Annotated in this window: 22 protein-coding genes and 3 pseudogenes; 18 read left to right on the forward strand and 7 right to left on the reverse strand. The window is 35.7% G+C overall.

Going from position 1 to position 19,979, the window contains the following annotated elements; all coding sequences use genetic code 11:
- Window positions 1-12 precede the first annotated feature (12 nt).
- The 7 genes from C8E03_RS10520 (at window position 13) to C8E03_RS10550 (ending at window position 5,314) form a co-directional block, all read left to right on the forward strand.
- The gene (locus C8E03_RS10520; RefSeq protein ID WP_094378562.1) at window positions 13-726 is read left to right on the forward strand and encodes a hypothetical protein; all 714 of its coding nucleotides are present in this window, start codon (window positions 13-15) and stop codon (window positions 724-726) included.
- A 42-nt stretch (window positions 727-768) separates the two neighbouring features.
- Window positions 769-1,497, forward strand: coding sequence for a vWA domain-containing protein (locus tag C8E03_RS10525; RefSeq protein WP_094378560.1), 729 nt, complete (start codon window positions 769-771; stop codon window positions 1,495-1,497).
- A gap of 13 nt (window positions 1,498-1,510) precedes the next feature.
- Window positions 1,511-2,338, forward strand: a complete 828-nt coding sequence (locus tag C8E03_RS10530; RefSeq protein WP_170122973.1) for a protein phosphatase 2C domain-containing protein — start codon at window positions 1,511-1,513, stop codon at window positions 2,336-2,338.
- Window positions 2,339-2,456: 118 nt separating this feature from the next.
- Window positions 2,457-2,864, forward strand: coding sequence for a hypothetical protein (locus C8E03_RS10535; protein WP_110291022.1), 408 nt, complete (start codon window positions 2,457-2,459; stop codon window positions 2,862-2,864).
- 25 nt (window positions 2,865-2,889) lie between these two features.
- The gene (locus tag C8E03_RS10540; RefSeq protein ID WP_094378554.1) at window positions 2,890-3,090 is read left to right on the forward strand and encodes a hypothetical protein; all 201 of its coding nucleotides are present in this window, start codon (window positions 2,890-2,892) and stop codon (window positions 3,088-3,090) included.
- Between the two features lie 177 nt (window positions 3,091-3,267).
- Window positions 3,268-3,837 (forward strand): DUF6933 domain-containing protein, encoded by a 570-nt coding sequence (locus C8E03_RS10545; protein WP_110291023.1) that lies wholly within the window; start codon window positions 3,268-3,270, stop codon window positions 3,835-3,837.
- A gap of 4 nt (window positions 3,838-3,841) precedes the next feature.
- A complete protein-coding gene (locus tag C8E03_RS10550) occupies window positions 3,842-5,314 on the forward strand; it encodes an ATP-binding protein (RefSeq protein WP_110291024.1) in 1,473 nt (490 codons plus the stop codon).
- 280 nt (window positions 5,315-5,594) lie between these two features.
- On the opposite strand, the pseudogene C8E03_RS10555 reads toward C8E03_RS10550, so the two are convergent.
- The 3 genes and pseudogenes from C8E03_RS10555 to C8E03_RS10565 form a co-directional block, all read right to left on the reverse strand.
- Window positions 5,595-5,867 (reverse strand): annotated as a pseudogene (locus C8E03_RS10555) (recombinase family protein); the annotation flags it as partial.
- A 217-nt stretch (window positions 5,868-6,084) separates the two neighbouring features.
- A complete protein-coding gene (locus tag C8E03_RS10560; protein WP_094378548.1) occupies window positions 6,085-6,507 on the reverse strand; it encodes a MarR family winged helix-turn-helix transcriptional regulator in 423 nt (140 codons plus the stop codon).
- A 12-nt stretch (window positions 6,508-6,519) separates the two neighbouring features.
- Window positions 6,520-8,781 (reverse strand): ATP-binding cassette domain-containing protein, encoded by a 2,262-nt coding sequence (locus C8E03_RS10565; protein WP_110291025.1) that lies wholly within the window; start codon window positions 8,779-8,781, stop codon window positions 6,520-6,522.
- Window positions 8,782-9,009: 228 nt separating this feature from the next.
- On the opposite strand from C8E03_RS10565, the pseudogene C8E03_RS10570 reads away from it, so the two are divergent.
- Window positions 9,010-9,168 (forward strand): annotated as a pseudogene (locus C8E03_RS10570) (transcriptional regulator); the annotation flags it as partial.
- A 78-nt stretch (window positions 9,169-9,246) separates the two neighbouring features.
- Here C8E03_RS10570 and C8E03_RS10575 read toward each other — a convergent pair.
- The 3 genes from C8E03_RS10575 to C8E03_RS10585 all read right to left on the reverse strand — a co-directional run bounded on the left by C8E03_RS10575 (window position 9,247) and on the right by C8E03_RS10585 (window position 10,557).
- A complete protein-coding gene (locus C8E03_RS10575) occupies window positions 9,247-9,702 on the reverse strand; it encodes a metal-dependent transcriptional regulator (protein ID WP_094378544.1) in 456 nt (151 codons plus the stop codon).
- 61 nt (window positions 9,703-9,763) lie between these two features.
- The gene (locus C8E03_RS10580; protein ID WP_110291026.1) at window positions 9,764-10,018 is read right to left on the reverse strand and encodes a hypothetical protein; all 255 of its coding nucleotides are present in this window, start codon (window positions 10,016-10,018) and stop codon (window positions 9,764-9,766) included.
- Window positions 10,019-10,083: 65 nt separating this feature from the next.
- The gene (locus C8E03_RS10585; RefSeq protein ID WP_110291027.1) at window positions 10,084-10,557 is read right to left on the reverse strand and encodes a MarR family winged helix-turn-helix transcriptional regulator; all 474 of its coding nucleotides are present in this window, start codon (window positions 10,555-10,557) and stop codon (window positions 10,084-10,086) included.
- A gap of 336 nt (window positions 10,558-10,893) precedes the next feature.
- Between C8E03_RS10585 and C8E03_RS10590 the strand changes: the two genes are divergently transcribed.
- From C8E03_RS10590 to C8E03_RS10600, 3 genes and pseudogenes are all read left to right on the forward strand, one after another.
- The gene (locus C8E03_RS10590; protein ID WP_110291028.1) at window positions 10,894-11,490 is read left to right on the forward strand and encodes a TetR/AcrR family transcriptional regulator; all 597 of its coding nucleotides are present in this window, start codon (window positions 10,894-10,896) and stop codon (window positions 11,488-11,490) included.
- A pseudogene (locus C8E03_RS22825) lies at window positions 11,474-12,013 on the forward strand (GNAT family N-acetyltransferase); the annotation flags it as partial. The gene C8E03_RS10590 and the pseudogene C8E03_RS22825, both read left to right, overlap by 17 nt.
- 602 nt (window positions 12,014-12,615) lie before the next feature.
- Window positions 12,616-13,407 carry a bifunctional 5,10-methylenetetrahydrofolate dehydrogenase/5,10-methenyltetrahydrofolate cyclohydrolase gene (locus C8E03_RS10600; protein WP_110291030.1) on the forward strand — a complete coding sequence of 264 codons (792 nt, stop codon included), beginning with the start codon at window positions 12,616-12,618 and terminating at the stop codon, window positions 13,405-13,407.
- Window positions 13,408-13,572: 165 nt separating this feature from the next.
- On the opposite strand, the gene C8E03_RS10605 is transcribed toward C8E03_RS10600, so the two are convergent.
- Entirely contained in the window at window positions 13,573-14,490 is a 918-nt protein-coding gene (locus tag C8E03_RS10605; RefSeq protein ID WP_110291031.1) for a helix-turn-helix transcriptional regulator, read from the reverse strand.
- A 112-nt stretch (window positions 14,491-14,602) separates the two neighbouring features.
- On the opposite strand from C8E03_RS10605, the gene C8E03_RS10610 reads away from it, so the two are divergent.
- The 7 genes from C8E03_RS10610 (at window position 14,603) to C8E03_RS10640 (ending at window position 19,978) form a co-directional block, all read left to right on the forward strand.
- Window positions 14,603-15,025 (forward strand): pyridoxamine 5'-phosphate oxidase family protein, encoded by a 423-nt coding sequence (locus tag C8E03_RS10610; protein WP_110291032.1) that lies wholly within the window; start codon window positions 14,603-14,605, stop codon window positions 15,023-15,025.
- Window positions 15,026-15,422: 397 nt separating this feature from the next.
- A complete protein-coding gene (locus C8E03_RS10615; RefSeq protein ID WP_110291033.1) occupies window positions 15,423-15,845 on the forward strand; it encodes a DUF6597 domain-containing transcriptional factor in 423 nt (140 codons plus the stop codon).
- 100 nt (window positions 15,846-15,945) lie between these two features.
- A complete protein-coding gene (locus C8E03_RS10620; protein WP_094378526.1) occupies window positions 15,946-16,230 on the forward strand; it encodes a DUF3795 domain-containing protein in 285 nt (94 codons plus the stop codon).
- Between the two features lie 9 nt (window positions 16,231-16,239).
- Window positions 16,240-16,563, forward strand: a complete 324-nt coding sequence (locus C8E03_RS10625) for a TfoX/Sxy family protein (RefSeq protein ID WP_094378524.1) — start codon at window positions 16,240-16,242, stop codon at window positions 16,561-16,563.
- Window positions 16,564-16,568: 5 nt separating this feature from the next.
- Entirely contained in the window at window positions 16,569-17,024 is a 456-nt protein-coding gene (locus C8E03_RS10630) for a pyridoxamine 5'-phosphate oxidase family protein (protein ID WP_094378522.1), read from the forward strand.
- 57 nt (window positions 17,025-17,081) lie between these two features.
- Complete coding sequence (locus C8E03_RS10635; protein WP_242993494.1) at window positions 17,082-17,333, forward strand: hypothetical protein; 252 nt, start codon at window positions 17,082-17,084, stop codon at window positions 17,331-17,333.
- 212 nt (window positions 17,334-17,545) lie between these two features.
- A complete protein-coding gene (locus tag C8E03_RS10640) occupies window positions 17,546-19,978 on the forward strand; it encodes a glycoside hydrolase family 2 TIM barrel-domain containing protein (protein ID WP_110291034.1) in 2,433 nt (810 codons plus the stop codon).
- Window position 19,979 lies beyond the last annotated feature (1 nt).

Consider the following 19,979-nt stretch of genomic DNA (forward strand, 5'->3'; position numbering starts at 1 on the left):
CGGGGAGCGAGTATGCATGAAAAATTGCAAGAGATTATTGAAAAGTATCCAGAGGCATTAAGTAATAGACAGAAGTTGAGAGCTCTGTTATTGGATTATTTTCCAGATAAGAAAAGAGAAAGTAATATTCTTTTGATGGTATTTGATGAAGATATCATTGTCGAAATGAGGAAAATTACTAGTATTGATAATATTCTTATGATGCGATATATAAAAAAATTGGTTATTAATTATGGAATATATGAAGAAGTGGCAAAAGAAGGTATTCTAAATTGGGCAAGAGCATTTGGAGTTGAGGTTAATTTATTAGACAATTTGCAAAAGATAGAGTACACCGAAACTAATAAGGCGTTTTGTCAAGAAAAATTGATCCAAGAGATGGAAGATAAACTTGTAAATAAATGTAATGGCATGGTTGGAAAATTTGGAATGGACGTAAATAAGATTGATGAACAAACTTTATTTCTGAAAGCTGAAAAAGCAAAGAAACTGATTAAAAGAAAACATATTATGCTTGAAATATCTAATATTAATAGGCAATTTGAAAGGACAAAGGGGTTTACAAAAGTGTATAACAGTTTTTGTAAATCAAATAGAAGGGAAGTTTTACCACCAACTAAAATAGAGGCTATGAGAATATACTTAATTCAATATAAAGGAATGCCAACAATTAGTTTTGAGGATTTCTATGTAGAAATAATAAGAAAATCAGAAAGACAACAATAGAAATAATTGGAATAGTTCGTACACATATAGGAGGATATTAATATGAGTGAAAAGTTAAAAAGACCAGGTGGAGAATTAGCGAGCAGACCGTTGCACTTCTTTTGGGTAGTAGATTGTTCAGGTTCAATGTATGGAGAAAAGATTGGGACTGTGAATCATGCAATTCAATCTACAATACCGGAGATGGTAGAAGCAGCAGACGATAATCCAAATGCACAGTTATTGGTACGTACTTTGAAGTTTGCATCTGGAGCATCATGGGTTACATCAAATCCGGTTAATATTGAAGATTTTGCTTGGAATGACTTGGAAGCAGGTGGCGTAACAGACTTAGGAAAGGCATTTGAACTTTTAGCAGCGCAGCTTACAATACCACCTATGTCAGATAGAGCATTGCCACCTGTATTAGTTCTTTTATCAGATGGACAGCCTACTGATGATTATAAGAAATCATTAAATAACTTGCAGCATTTACCTTGGGGGAAAAAAGCAGTTAAGATTGCAATTGCGATTGGACAAGATGCAGATATTAGTGTACTTGAAGAATTTACAGGTAACAGAGAATTGGTTTTACAAGCAAATAGTCCACAGGCACTGGTTAAGATGATTAAATGGGCGTCCACAGCTGCTTCCTTGGTATCTTCTCCAGCAAGTAAACCAATTGAAGTAGCAGGAGAACGGTCTGCGGCCAGTGGTGGCAATGCACCTCTTATACTAGACATGAATAATATTCCTAACCCAGATGATATTGATGATAACGACGTATGGTAAGAGAGGAGTGCCTATGAATCGAATTATTTTCGGTGAAAGCGTACAGGGAGCTTCTCATATAAGAGCAGATAAAGAATGTCAGGATAGCTATAAGAAAGTTGACTTCGGAAAGGATATTGCTATTATTTCTGTAGCAGATGGTCATGGGAGCAATTCGTGTCCATACAGCAAAACTGGATCTGAAATTGCTGTTAATGTGTTTTGTAAAGTTATGACAGATTTCTGCTGTCATTATGAAGATAATATGAATGCATTAATGACTTATTTAAATAGAGAAGGCGATACCAAGGTCGCACAGGTTATAGATACCGAGTGGAAGAAACGTGTTTATATACAACACCGTAACAATAAAAGAGAAATTGTTCTTGACAAGCAAGGGAAAATTGATAAAGGAGCAATTTATAAACAGTACGGAAGCACATTGTTAGGTGTAATGATTACCCGTACATTTCTTTTCGCATTCCAACTGGGTGATGGAGATATTATGTATGTGGATGTTGATGGGGTGAAATCAGTTATTGAGGGCGATAAAATACTTGGTACAGAAACACATTCATTATCAAAGCAGGATTCATGGAAGTCTGCCATTACTGTAGTTTTAAATAAAGACGAGGGGGAAAAAGTGCCATATATGTATATGCTATCTTCAGATGGAATGTCAAATAGCTTCACGAGTCAGGATGAATTCTATAAAACATGTCGGGATTATTATGATCTAATAAAAGCACATGGTTGCAAGACGATAGCGCGTTATATAAAAGAATGGTTAAGTGAAACAAGTGCACTGGGATGCGGTGATGATATTACAGTTATGATTGGTTATTATGAAGAAGCCCTATAGCCTTAGAACAATAGAATGCAAGCAATAATTTCTTTATGTAAATAACTGAGAAGATAGAAAGCATATAATGATCACTTCGAGAAAGTTAATGATTCATGGTTATAAAGTGGGGTAATCTTTGTTGCAGAGAATATTGCGTAAAGAAAAGGGTACAAGGATTGTTTATGTGAGGTGGTGTGAGGTAGTGATTCACGACTATTATTATTATAAAAGTCTTAATGCAAAAGAAAAGCAAGCATACAAAGAAATACATTCTGGAATACAGAATTATTTAGATAGTATATGTTTGGCAAACAAAGGGTATACGGAAGATGAGATTGGTAATGCAGCATTACATAGAAAATATGAACCTCACGCATGGAATATTGTCAATATAAAAGGACAAGCATGTCATTTGGATTCTACCTGGGATGTATGTAACTCAAAAGATGGTCAGATTAATTACGATTATTTTAATGTGACAGATGAAAATATAATAAAGGATCATAGTGATTATTCAGGTGTCATGCAGTACGAGTCGTTATAATTACTTTGAAATGACAGGAAGCAGAGTGGAAAGTACTTGTGAATTATATATAAAGTTAGATTACCTAAAAGATAATATGTCGGAAACAATTTTCATGAAGGAAATTTCACAGTTACAAGAGCTGGTGATGAAATACATTCAAAACGATGGGTATCCATTATCGGTAAGTAGTCAGTATAATTGTCAGCAGAAGACAATAAGGTTGAAAGCAAATATTCGAGTTTAAGTAGGAAAGAAACTATGGCAGAATATGCAGTGTTATATGAGGAATTATTTGAAGAAAGGTAGAAAACTAAGGGTTTAGAGTCGTTCTAATAATGTTTGCTGTAGAGTAGTAGGTATTATAAAGGATAATGAACAGGATAAGAATAATAATGTAATTGAATTTAGGAAGGTGAATTATATGCAACTAGGACTTACAATCTCTCTACAAAAGCATCTTAAATTAAAATCACCATCCTATGGTAAGCCAGCTGATCTATTTTTCTGTTGGGAGTTGCATATTATTCGTTTTCAAGGAAAGAATGCACTTGCAGCAGTAAATGCAAATAATAGATTTTTGGTATTAATGGTTGGTATGAAAGCTGCTGACTGGAAGTTACTACAGAAACGTTTTGAAGAAGCAGTAACAGCCGGATTTTTGAGTGAAGGTTATACAAAAGAGCAGATTGATGCATATTTCAGTTTGGCAGATGAGCCGGTCTTCACTAAGACACATGGAAGAAAACCGGTTGGTGGAATGAATAAAGCAATTGATTATTTATATTACTTACCAGAACCAATAGATCCAGAGCATTTATATCAAGAATTTCATTGCAGATTTTTGAACAGGGATATCTGTTCTCCAATAGGGTTTGAAGACTATGGGTATCCAGTGGAATTTTTAGAAGTTGATATGAATAGGATCGGTATTATAAATGATAGAGTAAATGACAAGAATAGTAATATAATTGAATTTAGGAGTGGGAGGTGAAATCTTGAAAATATCAGATTTAATTGGTGAAGCAACAGAATATGATAAAAAAGAAACATTAGAAGAAAGAAGACCCAAGAGTTGGTTGAAAAGTGTAAGTGCTTTTGCTAATGGTATCGGTGGAGCATTAATATTTGGGGTCACAGATAACGAAGAGCCTGTTGGACTTTCAGATTCAAAAGATGTGTCTGAAAAAATAAGTGAGATCATCAAAACAAAAATGGATCCAATACCACAAGTAATTATGGAAATTCACGAAGAAGCAGGAAATGAATTTGTGATTTTAAGAGTTCCATCAGGAATTGAGACTCCTTATTACTACATAGGAGAAGGAAACAGAACTGCGTTTATAAGGGTTGGTAATCAAAGTATTCCAGCAGGAACCATTGACCTAAAACATTTAGTACTTCATGGAAGCAACAAGACTTATGATAGTCTTACTTCACAGTACAAATATGAAAATTTTGCTTTTACAAAATTACGATCTGTATATAGAAAAAGAGCTGGACAGGAATTGGAAGAATCGGACTTCACATCTTTTGGTTTGACGGATGTGAATGGAATGTTAACTAATGCAGGTGCTTTACTAGCTGACGATTCACCCGTAAGACATTCTAGATTATTTTGTACAAGATGGTATGGGCTTGATAAAGCATCAGGTGTTATGGAAGCTATTGATGATAAAGAGTTCAGTGGAAGTCTTGTAACATTACTTCAAAGTGGAGAAGAATTTGTAAAAAATAACTCTAAGAAAAGATGGAAGAAAACGGCCAATGGCAGATTAGAAATGCCAGACTATCCGGAGCGAGCAATTCTTGAATGTATTGTGAATGCGTTAATTCATCGTGATTATTTAGACTTGGGAAGTGAAGTTCATATCGATATGTATGATGACAGACTTGAAATATATTCGCCCGGTGGAATGTATGACGGTTCACAGGTACAAAATCTTGATACGGACAGAGTTCCTTCAAGAAGAAGAAATCCCATTATTGCAGACATCTTTAATCGGATGAACTACATGGAGCGAAGAGGAAGCGGTTTCAAGAAGATAAAGGGTGATTATCGAAAAGAAGTCAATTATAAAGAAGCTCTGGAACCTAAGTTTTATTCCGATAATTCTTCGTTCTGGGTAACGCTATATAATCTTAACTATAATGTTCCAGTGGAAAAAGTTGATTTTGGTGATGAAAAAGTTGATTTTCATAGCAAAAAAGTTGATTTTGAGGGTCAAAAAGTTAACATTGAATTTATTGAGACAGCACTTACGGAAATGAAAGTTAATTTGCCAACAAAGGAAAAGGCGAAAGAAGTATTTTTGAGTTTTGGCATTCAGACAGTTTTCAGTAGAAAAGAAGTTGCCAAACTGCTTGAAATATCGCCAACAAGTGCAAGTAATTTATTGGCTAAAATGGATAAAGCAGGGTTACTGGAGACGGTTGTTGGACAAGGAAAAGGAAAATACAGATTTAGATAGATTATGAAACGGCAGAGATGCCGTTTCATAATAAAAATATTGAATGAACTTGAAATAATTTTAAAAATAGAATAGAGATTCGGAGATGAAATATTGATTGATAATTAAGATGCTGGTAGTCGTAGTATTCGGAAAAATTATTTTTCTAAGTTATCTATATAATCTTGAATAAGACTTATAAGCTTATCTAATTTATCATCAAAGTGAGAATTAGCGGATTCTGATTTTGAAATATTCTTTAATTCAGTAGTGATTTCCGATAATTGATTCTTGGTAGAATTGCGTTTCTTCCAAATCGGGAGAGCTTATAGACTAAGATGTAGTCAATTTCTAACCCATTTTCAATATCACATAGCATTTGTTTAAAAGCGGGTCTGCCGTCTATGGATTTGCCGGATTTACCAGCATCTTCGTAAACGTCTACGATCTCCATTTCTTCTCTGATTACAAAACGCTTTAAGCTATTTTTTTGCCCGTCCAAGTTGAACCCATCCACCTGCATTTCGGTACTTACACGAGGGTAAAGTACACATTTTTTTCCACTCCGATTCATAGTAGTTGACCTCCAATTAATCCTAATACCGTCGTGTCCTAAAAAATGGGCGACTTTAACACACCCTCCGTAATTCAATTTTTTAAGAAAAACGGCGGCTTTGATTTTACTCAAAACCGCCGTCTGGTTACTTTATGCAATTGCAAAACAAAAAATCTGTCTTACTGGTTTTTATTTACCGTAGGGCAGAAAATTTCTTGTATTCGACTAAGTATGTCTATTGCTTTTCTGCGTATAAGTTCGTAATCCTTTTGCACATCATTGAAAAAGCATGTACTTCTTCCTCTGTTAATGCTTCTTCAATTAGGTTCATAATTTCATTTCCAAAATCCTCAACACGATTTAAAAAAGCTTTCCCCTCTTTGGTAAGAACAATATTGTAAGAGCGGCGGTCGTTTATCTGTCTTTCCTGAATAATATACTTTTTTTCCAGCAAACGCTTTGTTAATTTTGAAATTCCTGATTGTGAGATACCTTTCATTTCAGCAAGTTCTTTTGTGGTTTTTGCTCCCTGCTTATTCAATGTGTCGAGTATATAGTATTGTGCCGTTGAAACACCCTCAACATTGAACCGATTTGAATCTGATACAATCATGCATTGAAAGGGAACATAACGTTCCTCTAATTCTTTTATAGCCATTAAGTCAACCTCCTATTTTTCATTAATATACTTTTTCAGGTGCTTTCCAGTTAAAGAATCTGGACAGTTGATTAAATCTTTCTGTAATCCTGTAAACATAATCTTACCACCATTCTGTCCTGCATAGGGACCTATGTCAATAATCCAATCTGCTTGACAAATAATATCCAAATTGTGTTCTATAACAATCAGAGTGGAATTTCGTTCTACAAGGCGATTCATAACACGAATCAACTGTTTTATATCAGCCATATGCAAACCTGTTGACGGTTCGTCCAAAACATAAATCTGACCACCGTTTTCAAGTTCGGAAGCAAGTTTAATTCGCTGCAATTCACCACCTGAAAGCGTGCTTAATGGTTGTCCTAAAGAAACATAAGTGATACCCACGTCTGAAAGCCGTTTTAGTACCGTTACGATTTCTTTTTCCTGAAAAAATTCTAAGGCTTCCGTAACTGTCATTTTAAGAACATCGGCAATACTTTTTCCTTTTAGCTGATAGGCAAGCACTTCGTCCGTATAACGGTTTCCGTGACATTCCTCACATACCGTAACGATGGTATCCATAAACGCCAAATCGGTATAAGTAACTCCTAGACCTTTGCAGGCAGGGCAAGCACCTTGTGAATTGAAACTGAATAAGGAAGCGCTTACACCGTTCCTTTTCGCAAATAATTTTCTGATCATGTCAAAGATACCTGTAAAGGTCGCAATGTTGGAACGTTTTGACGCTTGAATTCCTTTCTGGTCAATAAAAACAGTTTCTGGATATAACCGTGGCAATACCCCATTAATAAGCGTACTTTTTCCTGAACCGGCAACTCCGGTTACAACAGTCATTACTCCTCTTGGTATATCAACCGAAAGGTTCTTCAAATTATGCATGGTTGCATTTTGAATAGAAAGCCAGCCTTTTGGGGCACGAATATCAGATTTTAGCTTGGGGAAGTAGGATAAGTATCTTCCCGTGAGAGTACCCGCTGTTTTCAGCCCATCTAAATTTCCTTGATATACAACTTCCCCTCCGTGGATTCCAGCACCCGGTCCCATATCAATAATATGGTCTGCAATTTTTATCATGTCAGGGTCATGCTCTACGATTAGAACAGTATTTCCTTTATCACGCAATAACCTCATAAGCTCATTAATTTTGCTTATGTCATGAGGGTGAAGCCCTATACTTGGTTCGTCAAAAATGTAAGTAAGGTCGGTCAAGCTACTGCCAAGCTGGCTAACCATTTTAATTCTTTGAGACTCCCCGCCTGAAAGTGTAGATGTTTCTCTGCTTAAACTCAAATATCCCAGTCCTATAGATACCATGTGCTGAATCCGATTCACAAGTTCCGAAACAATTGTAATGGCTACGGGAACATGAATAGATTGAACAAAATCCAAAAGCTCATTTATTTGCATATCTGCACATTCCGCAATATTTTTACCGTTCACTTTACAAGATAATACCTTATCATTCAAGCGTGTTCCATGACAGTGGGGGCAATCTTGTTTTACAACAAACCGCTCAATTTCTTTTCCATATCTAACCTTTTCGCCATCTTCTTTTTTAAGAAAACTCCGTTCAATGCGTGGAATCAAACCCTCATACAAGGAGGTTTTATGCCATTCGGGTGTTGGATTTTTAATCTTAATTCCATCAGCGTAGAGTAACAGCTCCAGTTCTTCGGCAGAATAGTCCTTAATTGTTATGTCATTATCAAAAAAGCCTGAATGAATATAGCGGGTTAATCGCCAACCGCCGGGTTCAAAAGTTGGAAAACGGATAGCCCCCTCATTTAAGGATTTATTTTTATCTAACAGCCTTTCAATATCAATGGTTTCAATTTTGCCCAAGCCCTCGCAATATTCACACATTCCAGCCGGATTGTTGAATGAAAAAACGTCTGAATAACCTACAAATGGCTCTCCAATTCTGGAAAACAATAAACGTAATACAGAATAAATATCTGTAATTGTCCCAACTGTTGAACGAGCATTACCGCCTAATCGTTTTTGATTGATAATAAAGGCTACGGACAAATTTTCAATGGTGTCCACATCGGGTTTTCCGTAATGTGGCATACGGTGACGGATAAAGCTGGTGTAGGTTTCATTTAATTGTCTTTGCGATTCTGCCGCTATTGTATCAAATACCAAAGATGATTTTCCTGAACCGGAAACACCTGTAAAAACCGTAATTTCTTTTTTGGGTATCAGAACGTTTATGTTTTTTAGATTTCGTTCCCTTGCACCTGATACATGAATATAATTATCAGACATTCTTTTTCCTCGCTTTTATTTATGTGACATAGTTAATATATGAGTGAGTTAACTATATTTTATCACCATTTTTATTTCTTTGCAATGACTAGAATAGAATTTTACGCTAAGTATAATAATTAGATTTAATTAAGTCATGTATATGATATGTGTAATCATATCCAAAGCATAAAGGTGAACGGTAAGATGTAATAGGGTGAAATAATAATGAAGCGTGAAATTTTAGATGTGTCAGTAGACCAGTTCTTTTTTCCAAATAATGAAACGGACAAATCTACGCAGCGCAGACAGCTTGAAAGCCTGCTTGATGATATAAGCGATAAGGGATTGAGGATAGTTACCGCCACAGCAAAAGAGGTTAAGGAAGTCGAAACAGAGGACAAATGAATGTCCCAAGCACAACAGAATATGGAATAAGAAACGTTGCAGCCGATACGGGTTTGCAGCGTTTTTCTTTTATACTTACTAGGAAAACTTATTTTTCGTTGTTATTGATATCTGAGCTGAAGTAAAGTCATCTCCGTGTTCTAAATCCAAATATTTTTTTAGAGCTAATATAGACTCATCACTGAGTATATGCTCCATTTTACAAGCATCTGCACTTGCTGTCGGTTCACTAACATTACAACACGAATTTAAAAATTGCCTTATAATCCGAAACTTAGCTGTAATGATTTCTCCTTTTTTGCGTCCCTCCGCAGTAAGCTGAATTTCACCGCCCAAGGGCTTGATGACCATCCCTTCTTCCCGCAATCTAGTCACAGCGTTATGAACACTAGGCTTTGAAACCCCTAAATATTCAGCAATGTCAATTGAACGTACTAATTGAGTCCTTTCAGACAGCTTATATATAGCTTTTAAATATTCCTCCCTTGAAGGACTAAGCTTTTTCTCAGAATAACGGCATCTATTTTGTTGCACTACAAGCCCTCCATTTTAAACTTTAGTAAAATGCATATGGTTACCATACAATTTGGCGCAATTATTTGGTTTTTTTGCTCTTTAAGCAATCCTTATTTATGTTATCATCCGATTGATTGACCAGCAAATCTGTTTGCGGAAACATCGGATAACCAAATGGATAACTATATGGATAAAATGGACCCCGGTAACATTGGGAAAAAGCACCCCAAAATGCTTGAAGCATACTCTGGTCAGCTTTAAGTTTTTGTAGATATCGCCGTTCACTAGCCTCGCTATTCTCATAAATATGATGTTCAATCTTTTTCTTTTCCATGTTAGTTCCTCCTAACTTATTTGTGTAAAAAATGTGTATGGCTACCATACACTCGCGCGAAATTTTTATTTAACTATATTTTCATCGAATTTTTCAATCCTGCTTATCATGGATGAAAAGAAGTTTAACATAAACTCCAGTTCCTCTTCAGACGCATTCTCTAGTTCATCTTCCACCATAGCGTTTAAAATATCATGGTAGTGCATATGATTTTTATGAGCTTTTTCCCCTTTTTCTGTTAGACTCAGTGAATATCTAGATAAATTCAACTCATCAACTTCCTTTTTAACCAGAGCCTTTCTCTCCAGCTTTTTGAGGATTTCGGAAGCAGCTCCTTTTGTTACTCCTAGAATATCCGCCAGGCCGCCCACATGAATGTATGGGTGCTCAGCTACTGCTTTTATTACATGTATTTCAGAGTGAAAAATTGGCACATCCGTTCCATAGTAACGTGTCTTTTTATCTAGTTCCATTAAAGCAAACGCCAAATCTAAAGATTCATATGCAATTTTATGTTTGTTGTTTTTAATTTTATCCATATCAATAGTATATGGTTGCTATACGCTTTTGTCAAGTCAATATTAAATTAATGATTCTTATAGTAGTAAAGCGAGAAGAAATATATCAGTCGAAAGACATGTCTCAAAAGGAAAGGAGGGGTTTTTGATGAGAAATTTGTTGTGGAGTTCAAAGCTGGGGTTGAAATAGAGATTGAGATATAAATAATGTAAAGTTTACTTGCATTTAAGGTGCCGAGGCACTTTGTGATCTAAAAATAGATTGCCGAGTGCTTTTTGTTTTATGGGCATTGACAAAAGCGACAGGTATGTCTATAATTGAAATAGACACGAGTGTCGAAAATGAAGGGAGGTTGAATGATGACTGAAAAAAAAGAAAAAACAAGAGAATTGATTATAGATATATCATATACGCTTTTTGCGAAAAATGGATTCAACAAGATCACGATGAAAGATATATGTGATGCAACAAATATGAGTCGAGGAGGTATATACAGCCATTTTTCCAGCACAAGAGAAATCTTTGAGGTAATACTTGAAAAGCTAAATCAAAAAGATGAAATGAATTTTTATGAGGAGATGAAAAAAAGTATTCCTGCTATAGAGATCATGAATCGCGCGCTTGCGCTTATGGAAAATGAGATGAAGCATCCGGAAGATTCGTTAAGCCTTGCGATGTACGAATATTCCGGTAGTGTAGATTCAAACCTAATGCAACATTTTAATAAAATTGGCGAAAAGAAATGGACAGCACTTATTAAATATGGGGTTGAACGTGGTGAGTTTTGCAATGTCAATGCAGATGAATTGGTAAATGTTATTTTGTATGCATATCAGGGTGTTCGAATGTGGAGCAGAATTATACCAATGACACCTGATGTTTTCAAATCAATTACGAATCTTATAAAAAATCAACTGATTAAGGAGAAAATAAGCAATGGAATTAAAAACTGAAAGATTAATACTGCGTCCGTGGAAGAAATCAGATGCTGAGAGTTTATATGAATATGCAAAGGTTCCTGCTGTTGGACCAATTGCTGGATGGCCTGCTCATACAAGAGTAGAGAATAGTCTTGAAATTATAAAAAATGTCCTGTCAGCTCCAGAAACATATGCAGTGTGTTTAAAGGAAGATAATATAGCAATAGGGAGCATTGGCCTGATACCGCCAATGCAGTCTCACACAACTGCCACTGAGGATGAAATAGAGATAGGATATTGGATTGGTGTTCCTTTCTGGGGATGTGGATATATTCCGGAGGCTGTACGTGAAATGCAGAGACACGCCTTTGAAGATTTAGGCTGCAAAGCAATGTGGTGTGGTTACTACGATGGCAATGAAAAGTCTAAGCGTTGTCAGGAGAAATGTGGGTTTACATATCACCATACAGAAAAAAATAAACCATGCAAATTGATGGGAGATGTAAGAACAGAACATTACACTTATCTAACAAAGGAAGAATGGGAGATAAGCAGAATAGCAGATAAGAGAGCAGCAGTCTTATATATTCACGGAAAGGGTGGAAATGCAAAGGAAGCCGAACACTATAAACCTTTATTTCCGGAATGTGATGTTTATGGTTTAGATTATCATACATTTACACCGTGGGAAACATGCGAGGAAATAAAAGAGGAAATCGCTGCACTTAAGAAAAAACACGAAAGTATCATCCTTATTGCAAATAGTATTGGCGCTTTTTTCTCTATGAATGCAGGAATTGATGTGGATATCAGTAGGGCATACTTCATTTCACCGATTGTCGATATGGAAAAACTGATTCGGGATATGATGTGCTGGGCAAATGTTACAGAGGAAGAGCTGCAGATGAAGAGGAGCATCGAAACTACATTTGGCGAAACACTATCATGGGAATATCTGTCTTATGTGAGGGAAAGAAAGGTTCGATGGCAGGTGAAAACAGATATTTTATACGGAAGTGCAGATCATCTTACATCCATCGATATCATGACTGAATTTGCAAAGAGAAGTAAAGCGGACTTGACGGTAATGGACGGTGGAGAGCATTGGTTTCACACCAGCCAGCAGATGGAATTTTTGGATAAATGGATTAGAAACGTTTGGAACTGAAAAAACGCGTTGAGACTATTAAGGAAAGATGTGGTAAAACTCCGGTACTTGCTACGATATTAGTCGGTGATAATCCTGCCAGTGTAACCTATGTACGGATGAAGGGTAATGCTTGTACTAGAGTTGGAATGATATCATTAAAGGTAGAGATGAGGGGTGATACAACCACAGAGGAGTTACTTGAGAAAATAGAGGAATTGAATAAAAAACCTGATGTTTGCGGTATATTGTTGCAGCATCCTGTACCAAAGCAGATTGACGAACAGGCATGTTTCAATGCTATATCTCTAGAAAAGGATGTGGATGGTGTAAATACTTCTAGTTTTGGACAGATGGCGATGGGGTTACCTGCATTTAAGAGTGCGACTCCATTGGCTATTCTTTCGCTTTTAAAACATTATGGTATTCAAATTGAAGGTAAAGAGGCTGTGATTATCGGTCGCAGTGCTATATTGGGTAAGCCTATTGCGGCGCTGTTGCTTAATGAAAATGCTACGGTTACAATTGCACACTCAAAAACAGTTAATTTATCAGAAGTGGTTCGTCGTGCTGATATTGTGGTCGCTGCAGTAGGAAAGCCGTTATTTGTTCAAGCTGATTGGATAAAAGAAGGTGCTGTGCTGATGGATGCTGGCTACAACAAGGGCAATGTTGGCGATATAGATATGGGAAACTGTGTTCCTAAGAGTAGCGCCTATACTCCTGTTCCAGGTGGTGTTGGCCCTGTTACTATCTCGATGCTGATGCAGCAAACTGTAGAAGCAGCAGAAAAACTTCTATAAATTTTTGGTCATTCAAGTAACACAATTTCAAATAAGAAAATTCAGAGGCGTTGAGATAAAAAATCTTAATGCCTCTGTTTTCATATAAACCATAAATACAATTTACCCTGACTGCTTCACTTTATATTTGGCAGGCGCAGGGGATGTAGTGAAAAAGGAATGTCATCATTTATAACGACTTGCCAGCTTTTCAATTCTTTTTATCAGCTCGGTTCTAACTTCAAGTGGTGCAATACATTCACATTTGTCACCAAAACCGAGCAAAAGATTGTAGCCATAATCATCTGGAGCAAACAGGAAGTCTGCAATAAACCTGTTGTCAGCATAAGGCTTGATATGTTCTTCGCCGCACAACTCCATCATTCTTTCATAGAGAGAATGATCAATCAAAAGCTGAATAGGAATTAGTTTCTTGTCAATCCAGCCACTACCATCCATGGGTTTAGGTGAAAAATCTCGTAAAATAAAGGTCTGCTTCTCTAAAATAAGATTCGACATGCGTGTTAGCTTGAATATACGGAAATCCTGTTTCTGTAGACAGTAGCCATGAAGATACCAATGATACTCCTTTAAAACAAGCTGATAAGGTTCTATTTGTCTCGTACTTGCGGCACCCATTTTGTTATAATATGCAAATTTTAGAAGTCTGCTTTCATCAAGTGCTTGTTTAATCAGCTCAATAGAAACGAGCAATGATTTATTGCTCATCCATGTAGATAAGTCCACCATAATTTGATTTGCCATAACTGTATGTTTTTCAGGTAGCAGATTTTTCACCTTTTCTAGTGTGCCAATCAACCCCTTTTGTGATAAAACAGTGGAAATGCTGCCTAGTCCCATTAAAAGGGTTTGTATGTCGGAGGTGGTAAACAGACTTTTGTCCACTTTATATTCCGGTAGAATCCCGATACCTCCATCTACACCTGTTGTAGTGAAAATGGGAATACCGGCTTTTTCAATAACTTCCACGTCACGATAGATGGTACGAGGTGTTACCTCGAACAGTTCTGCTAGCTTTGTAGCACTCATTTTTTCGCAGTTTAAAAGCACCATGATGAGGGAAATCAATCGATCAATTTTCATTAGCATTCTCCTTAAAAAGATAAATAAATTTCTTTAATTTTATAACTATGACATACTGTTGTCAAGGTTGCTGTAGTATGATATGAATATCAAAAGAAAAGGAGGTTTGAAAATGGATTTTGTAAAAGAATTTAACTGTATTATGGAAGAACAAAAAGAAATTGCATTGGCTACTTGCAAAGGAGGAAATCCAAACGTAAGGATTGTTAATTTCTGTTATAACAACACTTCTAAGGGGGTTATTTATTTTTCTACGTTTGGCGATAATCAAAAAGTAGAAGAGTTTGAAATAAATCCGACCGTTGCTTTTACAACTGTTCCACACGAGGGTAATTCTCATGTTCGAGTAAAAAAAGGAACTGTTCAAAAAAGTAACTATACCGTTTACGACCTGAAGGATGAGTTTATTAAGAAAATTCCCGACTATGCCATGACAATAGAGCAAGTAGGAGAATATCTTGTTTTATTCGAGGTGCATTTTCAAGAAGCTGATGTAACCATCGACTTAGAGAATAGCAGTAGTATTACGCTGTAATTGTTATAATCTTTACAAAAACCACTCACGCGCTTTGCTTGAACAAGCGAAGGAGTGGTTTTTTCATGCAATAGGAAATTGCGTCCTATTACATAAAAATGCTCCGCAGGATGCGCACAAAAGCAAGTGGAAAATGTCACAGCGTGACTGCATTCGGCGCAGGCCAAGTCCCCATGAGTGAGGGATTAGGGAGCTGATGCGGACTTGGCTGCATGTCTTTGTAGAAATAACTGGAATAAAGAGGTATAATGAAATAAATTTAAAGAGGGAGAACTTGTAAAAAATTCAGTGTGGGCTATTATATAATTGCAAATTATAGGTTATAACATTACAAATGTTATTAAGAAAGAAAAGGCTGCATAGAGCGCTAGAATTAATAAATAGGAGATTGTTCTGTATGAAATTACATAAAATATATAACCCCATAATAGCGACTCCATTTGCGTGTAGTGATAATTATAAGGAATTTATTCCATGCGATGCATTAAAGCCATATATTCGATGTTTTTGGGGAACAAAAAAGCCTGTTAATCAAGAAAAAACATATATTAAGACAAATGGAATTGTGATACCTGACACTTGTATGGATATTATTTTTCATATTGATTTTACAAATAACAGAATACATAATAGCTTTTGTGGAATTAATGACCGTACATTTTCTACAACAAATTATAATGACACAGAACAAACAATGTTTTCATTTGCTATTAGATTTTATGCATGGAGTGTTCCTGTGTTTTCAGAGGAAAAAATGTGTGATACCAGAAATGCTCATTTTGATGTTGGTTACCATTTTTTAAAAAATATCATTCTATGAATATTGCTGATGCCAAAAGATATGCGTTGCAGAATGTCGAAAAAATACAAGAGAGTTATAGTGATTTGTGATAATATGCCAAAGGAAAGGTGGTGCCAATATGTCAGATATAAGTTGTTGTGGTACAGAATGTAGTACATGTTACTGCTATGGGAATATGTGTAATGGATGCAATGAATGTGAAGGTAAAGTATTTCATGCTCCAAAGGGTGAAGCTTGTGCAATTTATGATTGCGTTATAAATCAGAAACATTTAAAGAATTGTGGCGAATGTGAAGAAGTTCCATGTAGTATCTGGGTGAAGACCAGAGATCCAAAATTCTCAGATGAAGAGTTTGAAAAAAATATAGCAATGCGAATACTGACATTAAAGAAAAATACGTGAGGTGTTTCTGTGTTAGATAATAAAGAACTTAAAGATTATATCATGGAACAGTTGTTTGATTTGAAAGATGTCCGGAATATTCCTATGATGGGAGGATACATATTTTATTATAAAGAGAAAATATTTGGTGGAATTTATGGCAATGGTTTTATGGTGAAAATCACAGAGGCAGGTAGAAAGTATATGCCAGATAATGATGCGGAACCACCATATGAAGGAGCAAAGCCGATGTTTTTAGTCACAATATTGGAAGACAGAGAGTTATTACAGAAAATGGTGAAGGAAATGTATGATGAATTACCCGAACGGGCACTTAAAAAGAAAAGAAGGTAATCGTAATGGAAAAAACAAAAAATGAAATTCAAAAGGAAAGAATAAAAGATATAGAAGACAAGGCAAATGCATTGATTAGGCAGTGCAATGTTGCAACATTAACATCTGTAAATGAAAAGGGTTACCCTCGAACATGTATCCTTTCTATTACAAAAGCAGATGTTTTTTCGGATATTTATTTTGTGACGTCAAAAAGATCTAAAATTAATGGTAAAGCCACGCATTTTGAAGCAAATTCTAAAGCAAGCGTATGCTATTTTAAGGACAAAGATAGTGTAACACTTATTGGAAATGTTGAATTTGTAGTAGATAAGGACTTACAAAGTCAAATATGGAATGAAACTGATAGGAAGTTTTTTAAGGATGGAATAGATGACCCTAAATTTAGATTAATAAAGTTCCATGCGATTGAAGCAACTTTTTGGATTGAAGGAAATTTTAGAACATGTAAATACAAATAGAATAAAAATATTTCTATAATCACTCAATTCACAGTCAATGTGACTTGGGTGATTTTTGTGGTGTTTTCAAGGACTGAGAAAACACCTGTCTTTATGGTGGATACCATGATGGCTTTCTCTGGTGCTATTGTGGGACCATTGAAAAAAGTTCTAACAGAAAAGGGATATAACTGTATTGGTGCCTGTGAGATTGTGATGCCTAATAACTGGCTCCCCAAGCAGATCAATGAGGAAGAGAATGAGAAAAAAATAAATAACGGTCTTAGAAAAGCTAGGGAATATACAATATGTATAGTCAATAAAATTTAATTCTAAACATAAAATGCATCGGGAAAAATCAAATTCCGATGCATTTTGTATTCAGTTTGAAAATTCGCAGCATATTTATTATATAAATTATTATCTTATAATTTGTCGGATTTACAAAAAAATAAAACATAGCTATAAGAGTTAAATAACGATAAGATTTAATATAGGTAACTTATATAGAAAGTAATATTTGAGAGAGGAAGTTAAATGTTATGTTAGAAAAGAAATTTAATCAATCATGGAAATTCTGGATAGATAAGGATGCTTTTGCACTGGTATGGAATATCCCAGAAAATGCAAGAGAAATTCAATTACCACATGACGCAATGTTAGAAAATACTGCACATGTAGAAAGCAATAATAAAGGTAATACAGGATATCGGGATGGAGACATTTATAATTATGTTAAATTAATTAATATTCCAAAAGATTATAAACACCAAACCGCTATACTAAAATTTGAAGGCGTGTATATGAACGCTTCCGTGTACATTAATGGAGAATTAGCTGGCAAATGTCCGTATGGATATTCAACCTTTTACGTTCCTATGAATGATTATCTTAAGTATGGCGAAGAAAATGAAATTCGAATTATTGTACGTAATGGTGCTATGACCAATAGCCGTTGGTATTCTGGCGGTGGTATTTACAGAGATGTATATCTGTTAGTATCAGGTTTGACATATATCGTAAAAGATGGTGTTCAAGTTGTTACAGAAGAAGCAACAAAAGCGGATGCAACTCTTTACATTTCCACAGAATTGAAGAATCGGTGTCATACAGTAGAAGAATTATTGCTTGAGACCACCATTAAAGACTTATATGGAAATGTGATTGCAGTTGATACGATTCCTATAGTTTTATTTGAACAGGAAGAAATAAAAATGTCTCAGAGAATTGCGATCGAGAATCCTTTGCTTTGGTCTGAGCATACACCAGACCTTTATATATGCAGCAGTAAATTAATGAAAGATGGAAACGTTATAGATGAAAGTGAAAGTAAATTTGGTATTCGAACCTTGCAACTTGATACAAAAAAGGGATTTCGTGTAAATGGAGTGGTTGTTAAACTTCGAGGTGCATGTATTCATCATGATAGTGGACTTCTTGGGGCAGCTACTTACGATGATGCACAGTATCGTCAAGTGATGTTATTAAAAAAAGCAGGGTTCAATGCAATCAGAATGTCACATCATCCGATGTCACAGTCTATGCTTCGAGCATGTGATGAACTTGGGGTATATGTAATGGATGAGACCTTTGATATGTGGAATCGTTGTAAATCAGATTATGATTATGGGCTGTTTTTTCAAGAATGGTGGGAAAAGGATGTTACAGCCATGGTGAGAAAGAATTTCAATCATCCATCTGTAATTTTATATTCGGTAGGAAATGAAATACCAGAAATAGGTTTGAATCATGGTGCAAAAATTTGTCATCAAATCAATGAAAAAATAAAATCACTGGATCATACGAGATATACATTAGCTTCTATAAACGGCGTATTTGCAAGCGGTGATAAAATAGACAGAATTGTAGCCGATGTTGTGGCAGAGTTAAGTAAAGAAGGAAAGATAGATGGAAATGTAAATGACTTTATGACACTTATGGAAGGACATATGGATGAAATAGTAGTACATCCAGTGATTTCAGAAAGGTTAGAAAAGGCATGTGCCTCAACTGATATAGCTGGTTATAACTATATGTCAGCAAGATATAAAGTGGATGGGGAGAAATATCCAAACCGAGTAATTGTTGGAAGCGAAACTTATCCGCCTGATATTGCAAGAAATTGGGAGCTGGTAGAAAAATATGCTCATGTTATTGGTGATTTTACCTGGACAGGATGGGACTATATTGGGGAAGCTGGAGTAGGAATTCCAGCATATAACTGGGGAGAAGGCGGTTTTGGGGCTAAGTTTCCTTGTCAGCTAGCCTACTGTGGAGACTTTGATATTACAGGATTTAGAAGACCGGTATCTTACTTTAGAGAAATTGTGTTTGGATTTCGAAAAAACCCATATATTACAGTACAAAATCCTTTTAAATACGGGGAGCATTTGATAAAAACACCTTGGATTTTGAGTGATAGTGTTTCGAGCTGGACATGGTCAGGATGTCAAGGTAACCCTATTGTTGTCGAAGTCTATGCACCAGGGGAAGAGGTAGAATTAGTATGTAACGGAAAAACGTTAGGGAAAAAACCAGCAGGAGGGAAAGTTGGTTTTATAACTTATTTCAATACCATTTACGAAGCTGGTACACTGACTGCTATTTCTTATGAGGCGGGAATCGAAATAGGAAGAATGAATTTAACAACAGCAGGCAAAAAGAGAAACTTAGTAATGACACCAGAAAAAATAAATTCAGAGTTAATCTATTTACCAATTGAATTACAAGATGAGCATGGGACTATCATTACAGGAGAGGATATAAGCCTTGAGATTGCAGTAGAAGGCGCAGCAGAAGTTGCAGGATTTGGAAGTGGAAATCCAAAACCAAGCAATAATTATAATGAAAAAGTAACCCATACTTTTGGCGGAAGAGCATTACTGATTTTGAAGAAAAATAAAAATAAAGGAGAAATAAAAGTAGAACTTAGCTCAGATAGTGGATTAAAAAGCCAGGTTTGCATGGAAGTATAAT

The organism is Lachnotalea glycerini (genome assembly GCF_003201285.1).
Lineage (GTDB): Bacteria > Bacillota > Clostridia > Lachnospirales > Lachnospiraceae > Lachnotalea > Lachnotalea glycerini.

Coding starts and splice junctions, on each gene's coding strand:
- C8E03_RS10615 (WP_110291033.1), top strand. CDS start 15,423: ATGAAATTACATAAAATATATAACCCCATAATAGCGACTCCATTTGCG.
- C8E03_RS10605 (WP_110291031.1), bottom strand. CDS start 14,490: ATGAAAATTGATCGATTGATTTCCCTCATCATGGTGCTTTTAAACTGC.
- C8E03_RS10640 (WP_110291034.1), top strand. CDS start 17,546: ATGTTAGAAAAGAAATTTAATCAATCATGGAAATTCTGGATAGATAAG.
- C8E03_RS10585 (WP_110291027.1), bottom strand. CDS start 10,557: ATGGATAAAATTAAAAACAACAAACATAAAATTGCATATGAATCTTTA.
- C8E03_RS10520 (WP_094378562.1), top strand. CDS start 13: ATGCATGAAAAATTGCAAGAGATTATTGAAAAGTATCCAGAGGCATTA.
- C8E03_RS10545 (WP_110291023.1), top strand. CDS start 3,268: ATGCAACTAGGACTTACAATCTCTCTACAAAAGCATCTTAAATTAAAA.
- C8E03_RS10610 (WP_110291032.1), top strand. CDS start 14,603: ATGGATTTTGTAAAAGAATTTAACTGTATTATGGAAGAACAAAAAGAA.
- C8E03_RS10530 (WP_170122973.1), top strand. CDS start 1,511: ATGAATCGAATTATTTTCGGTGAAAGCGTACAGGGAGCTTCTCATATA.
- C8E03_RS10580 (WP_110291026.1), bottom strand. CDS start 10,018: ATGGAAAAGAAAAAGATTGAACATCATATTTATGAGAATAGCGAGGCT.
- C8E03_RS10590 (WP_110291028.1), top strand. CDS start 10,894: ATGATGACTGAAAAAAAAGAAAAAACAAGAGAATTGATTATAGATATA.
- C8E03_RS10560 (WP_094378548.1), bottom strand. CDS start 6,507: ATGGCTATAAAAGAATTAGAGGAACGTTATGTTCCCTTTCAATGCATG.
- C8E03_RS10525 (WP_094378560.1), top strand. CDS start 769: ATGAGTGAAAAGTTAAAAAGACCAGGTGGAGAATTAGCGAGCAGACCG.
- C8E03_RS10630 (WP_094378522.1), top strand. CDS start 16,569: ATGGAAAAAACAAAAAATGAAATTCAAAAGGAAAGAATAAAAGATATA.
- C8E03_RS10565 (WP_110291025.1), bottom strand. CDS start 8,781: ATGTCTGATAATTATATTCATGTATCAGGTGCAAGGGAACGAAATCTA.
- C8E03_RS10620 (WP_094378526.1), top strand. CDS start 15,946: ATGTCAGATATAAGTTGTTGTGGTACAGAATGTAGTACATGTTACTGC.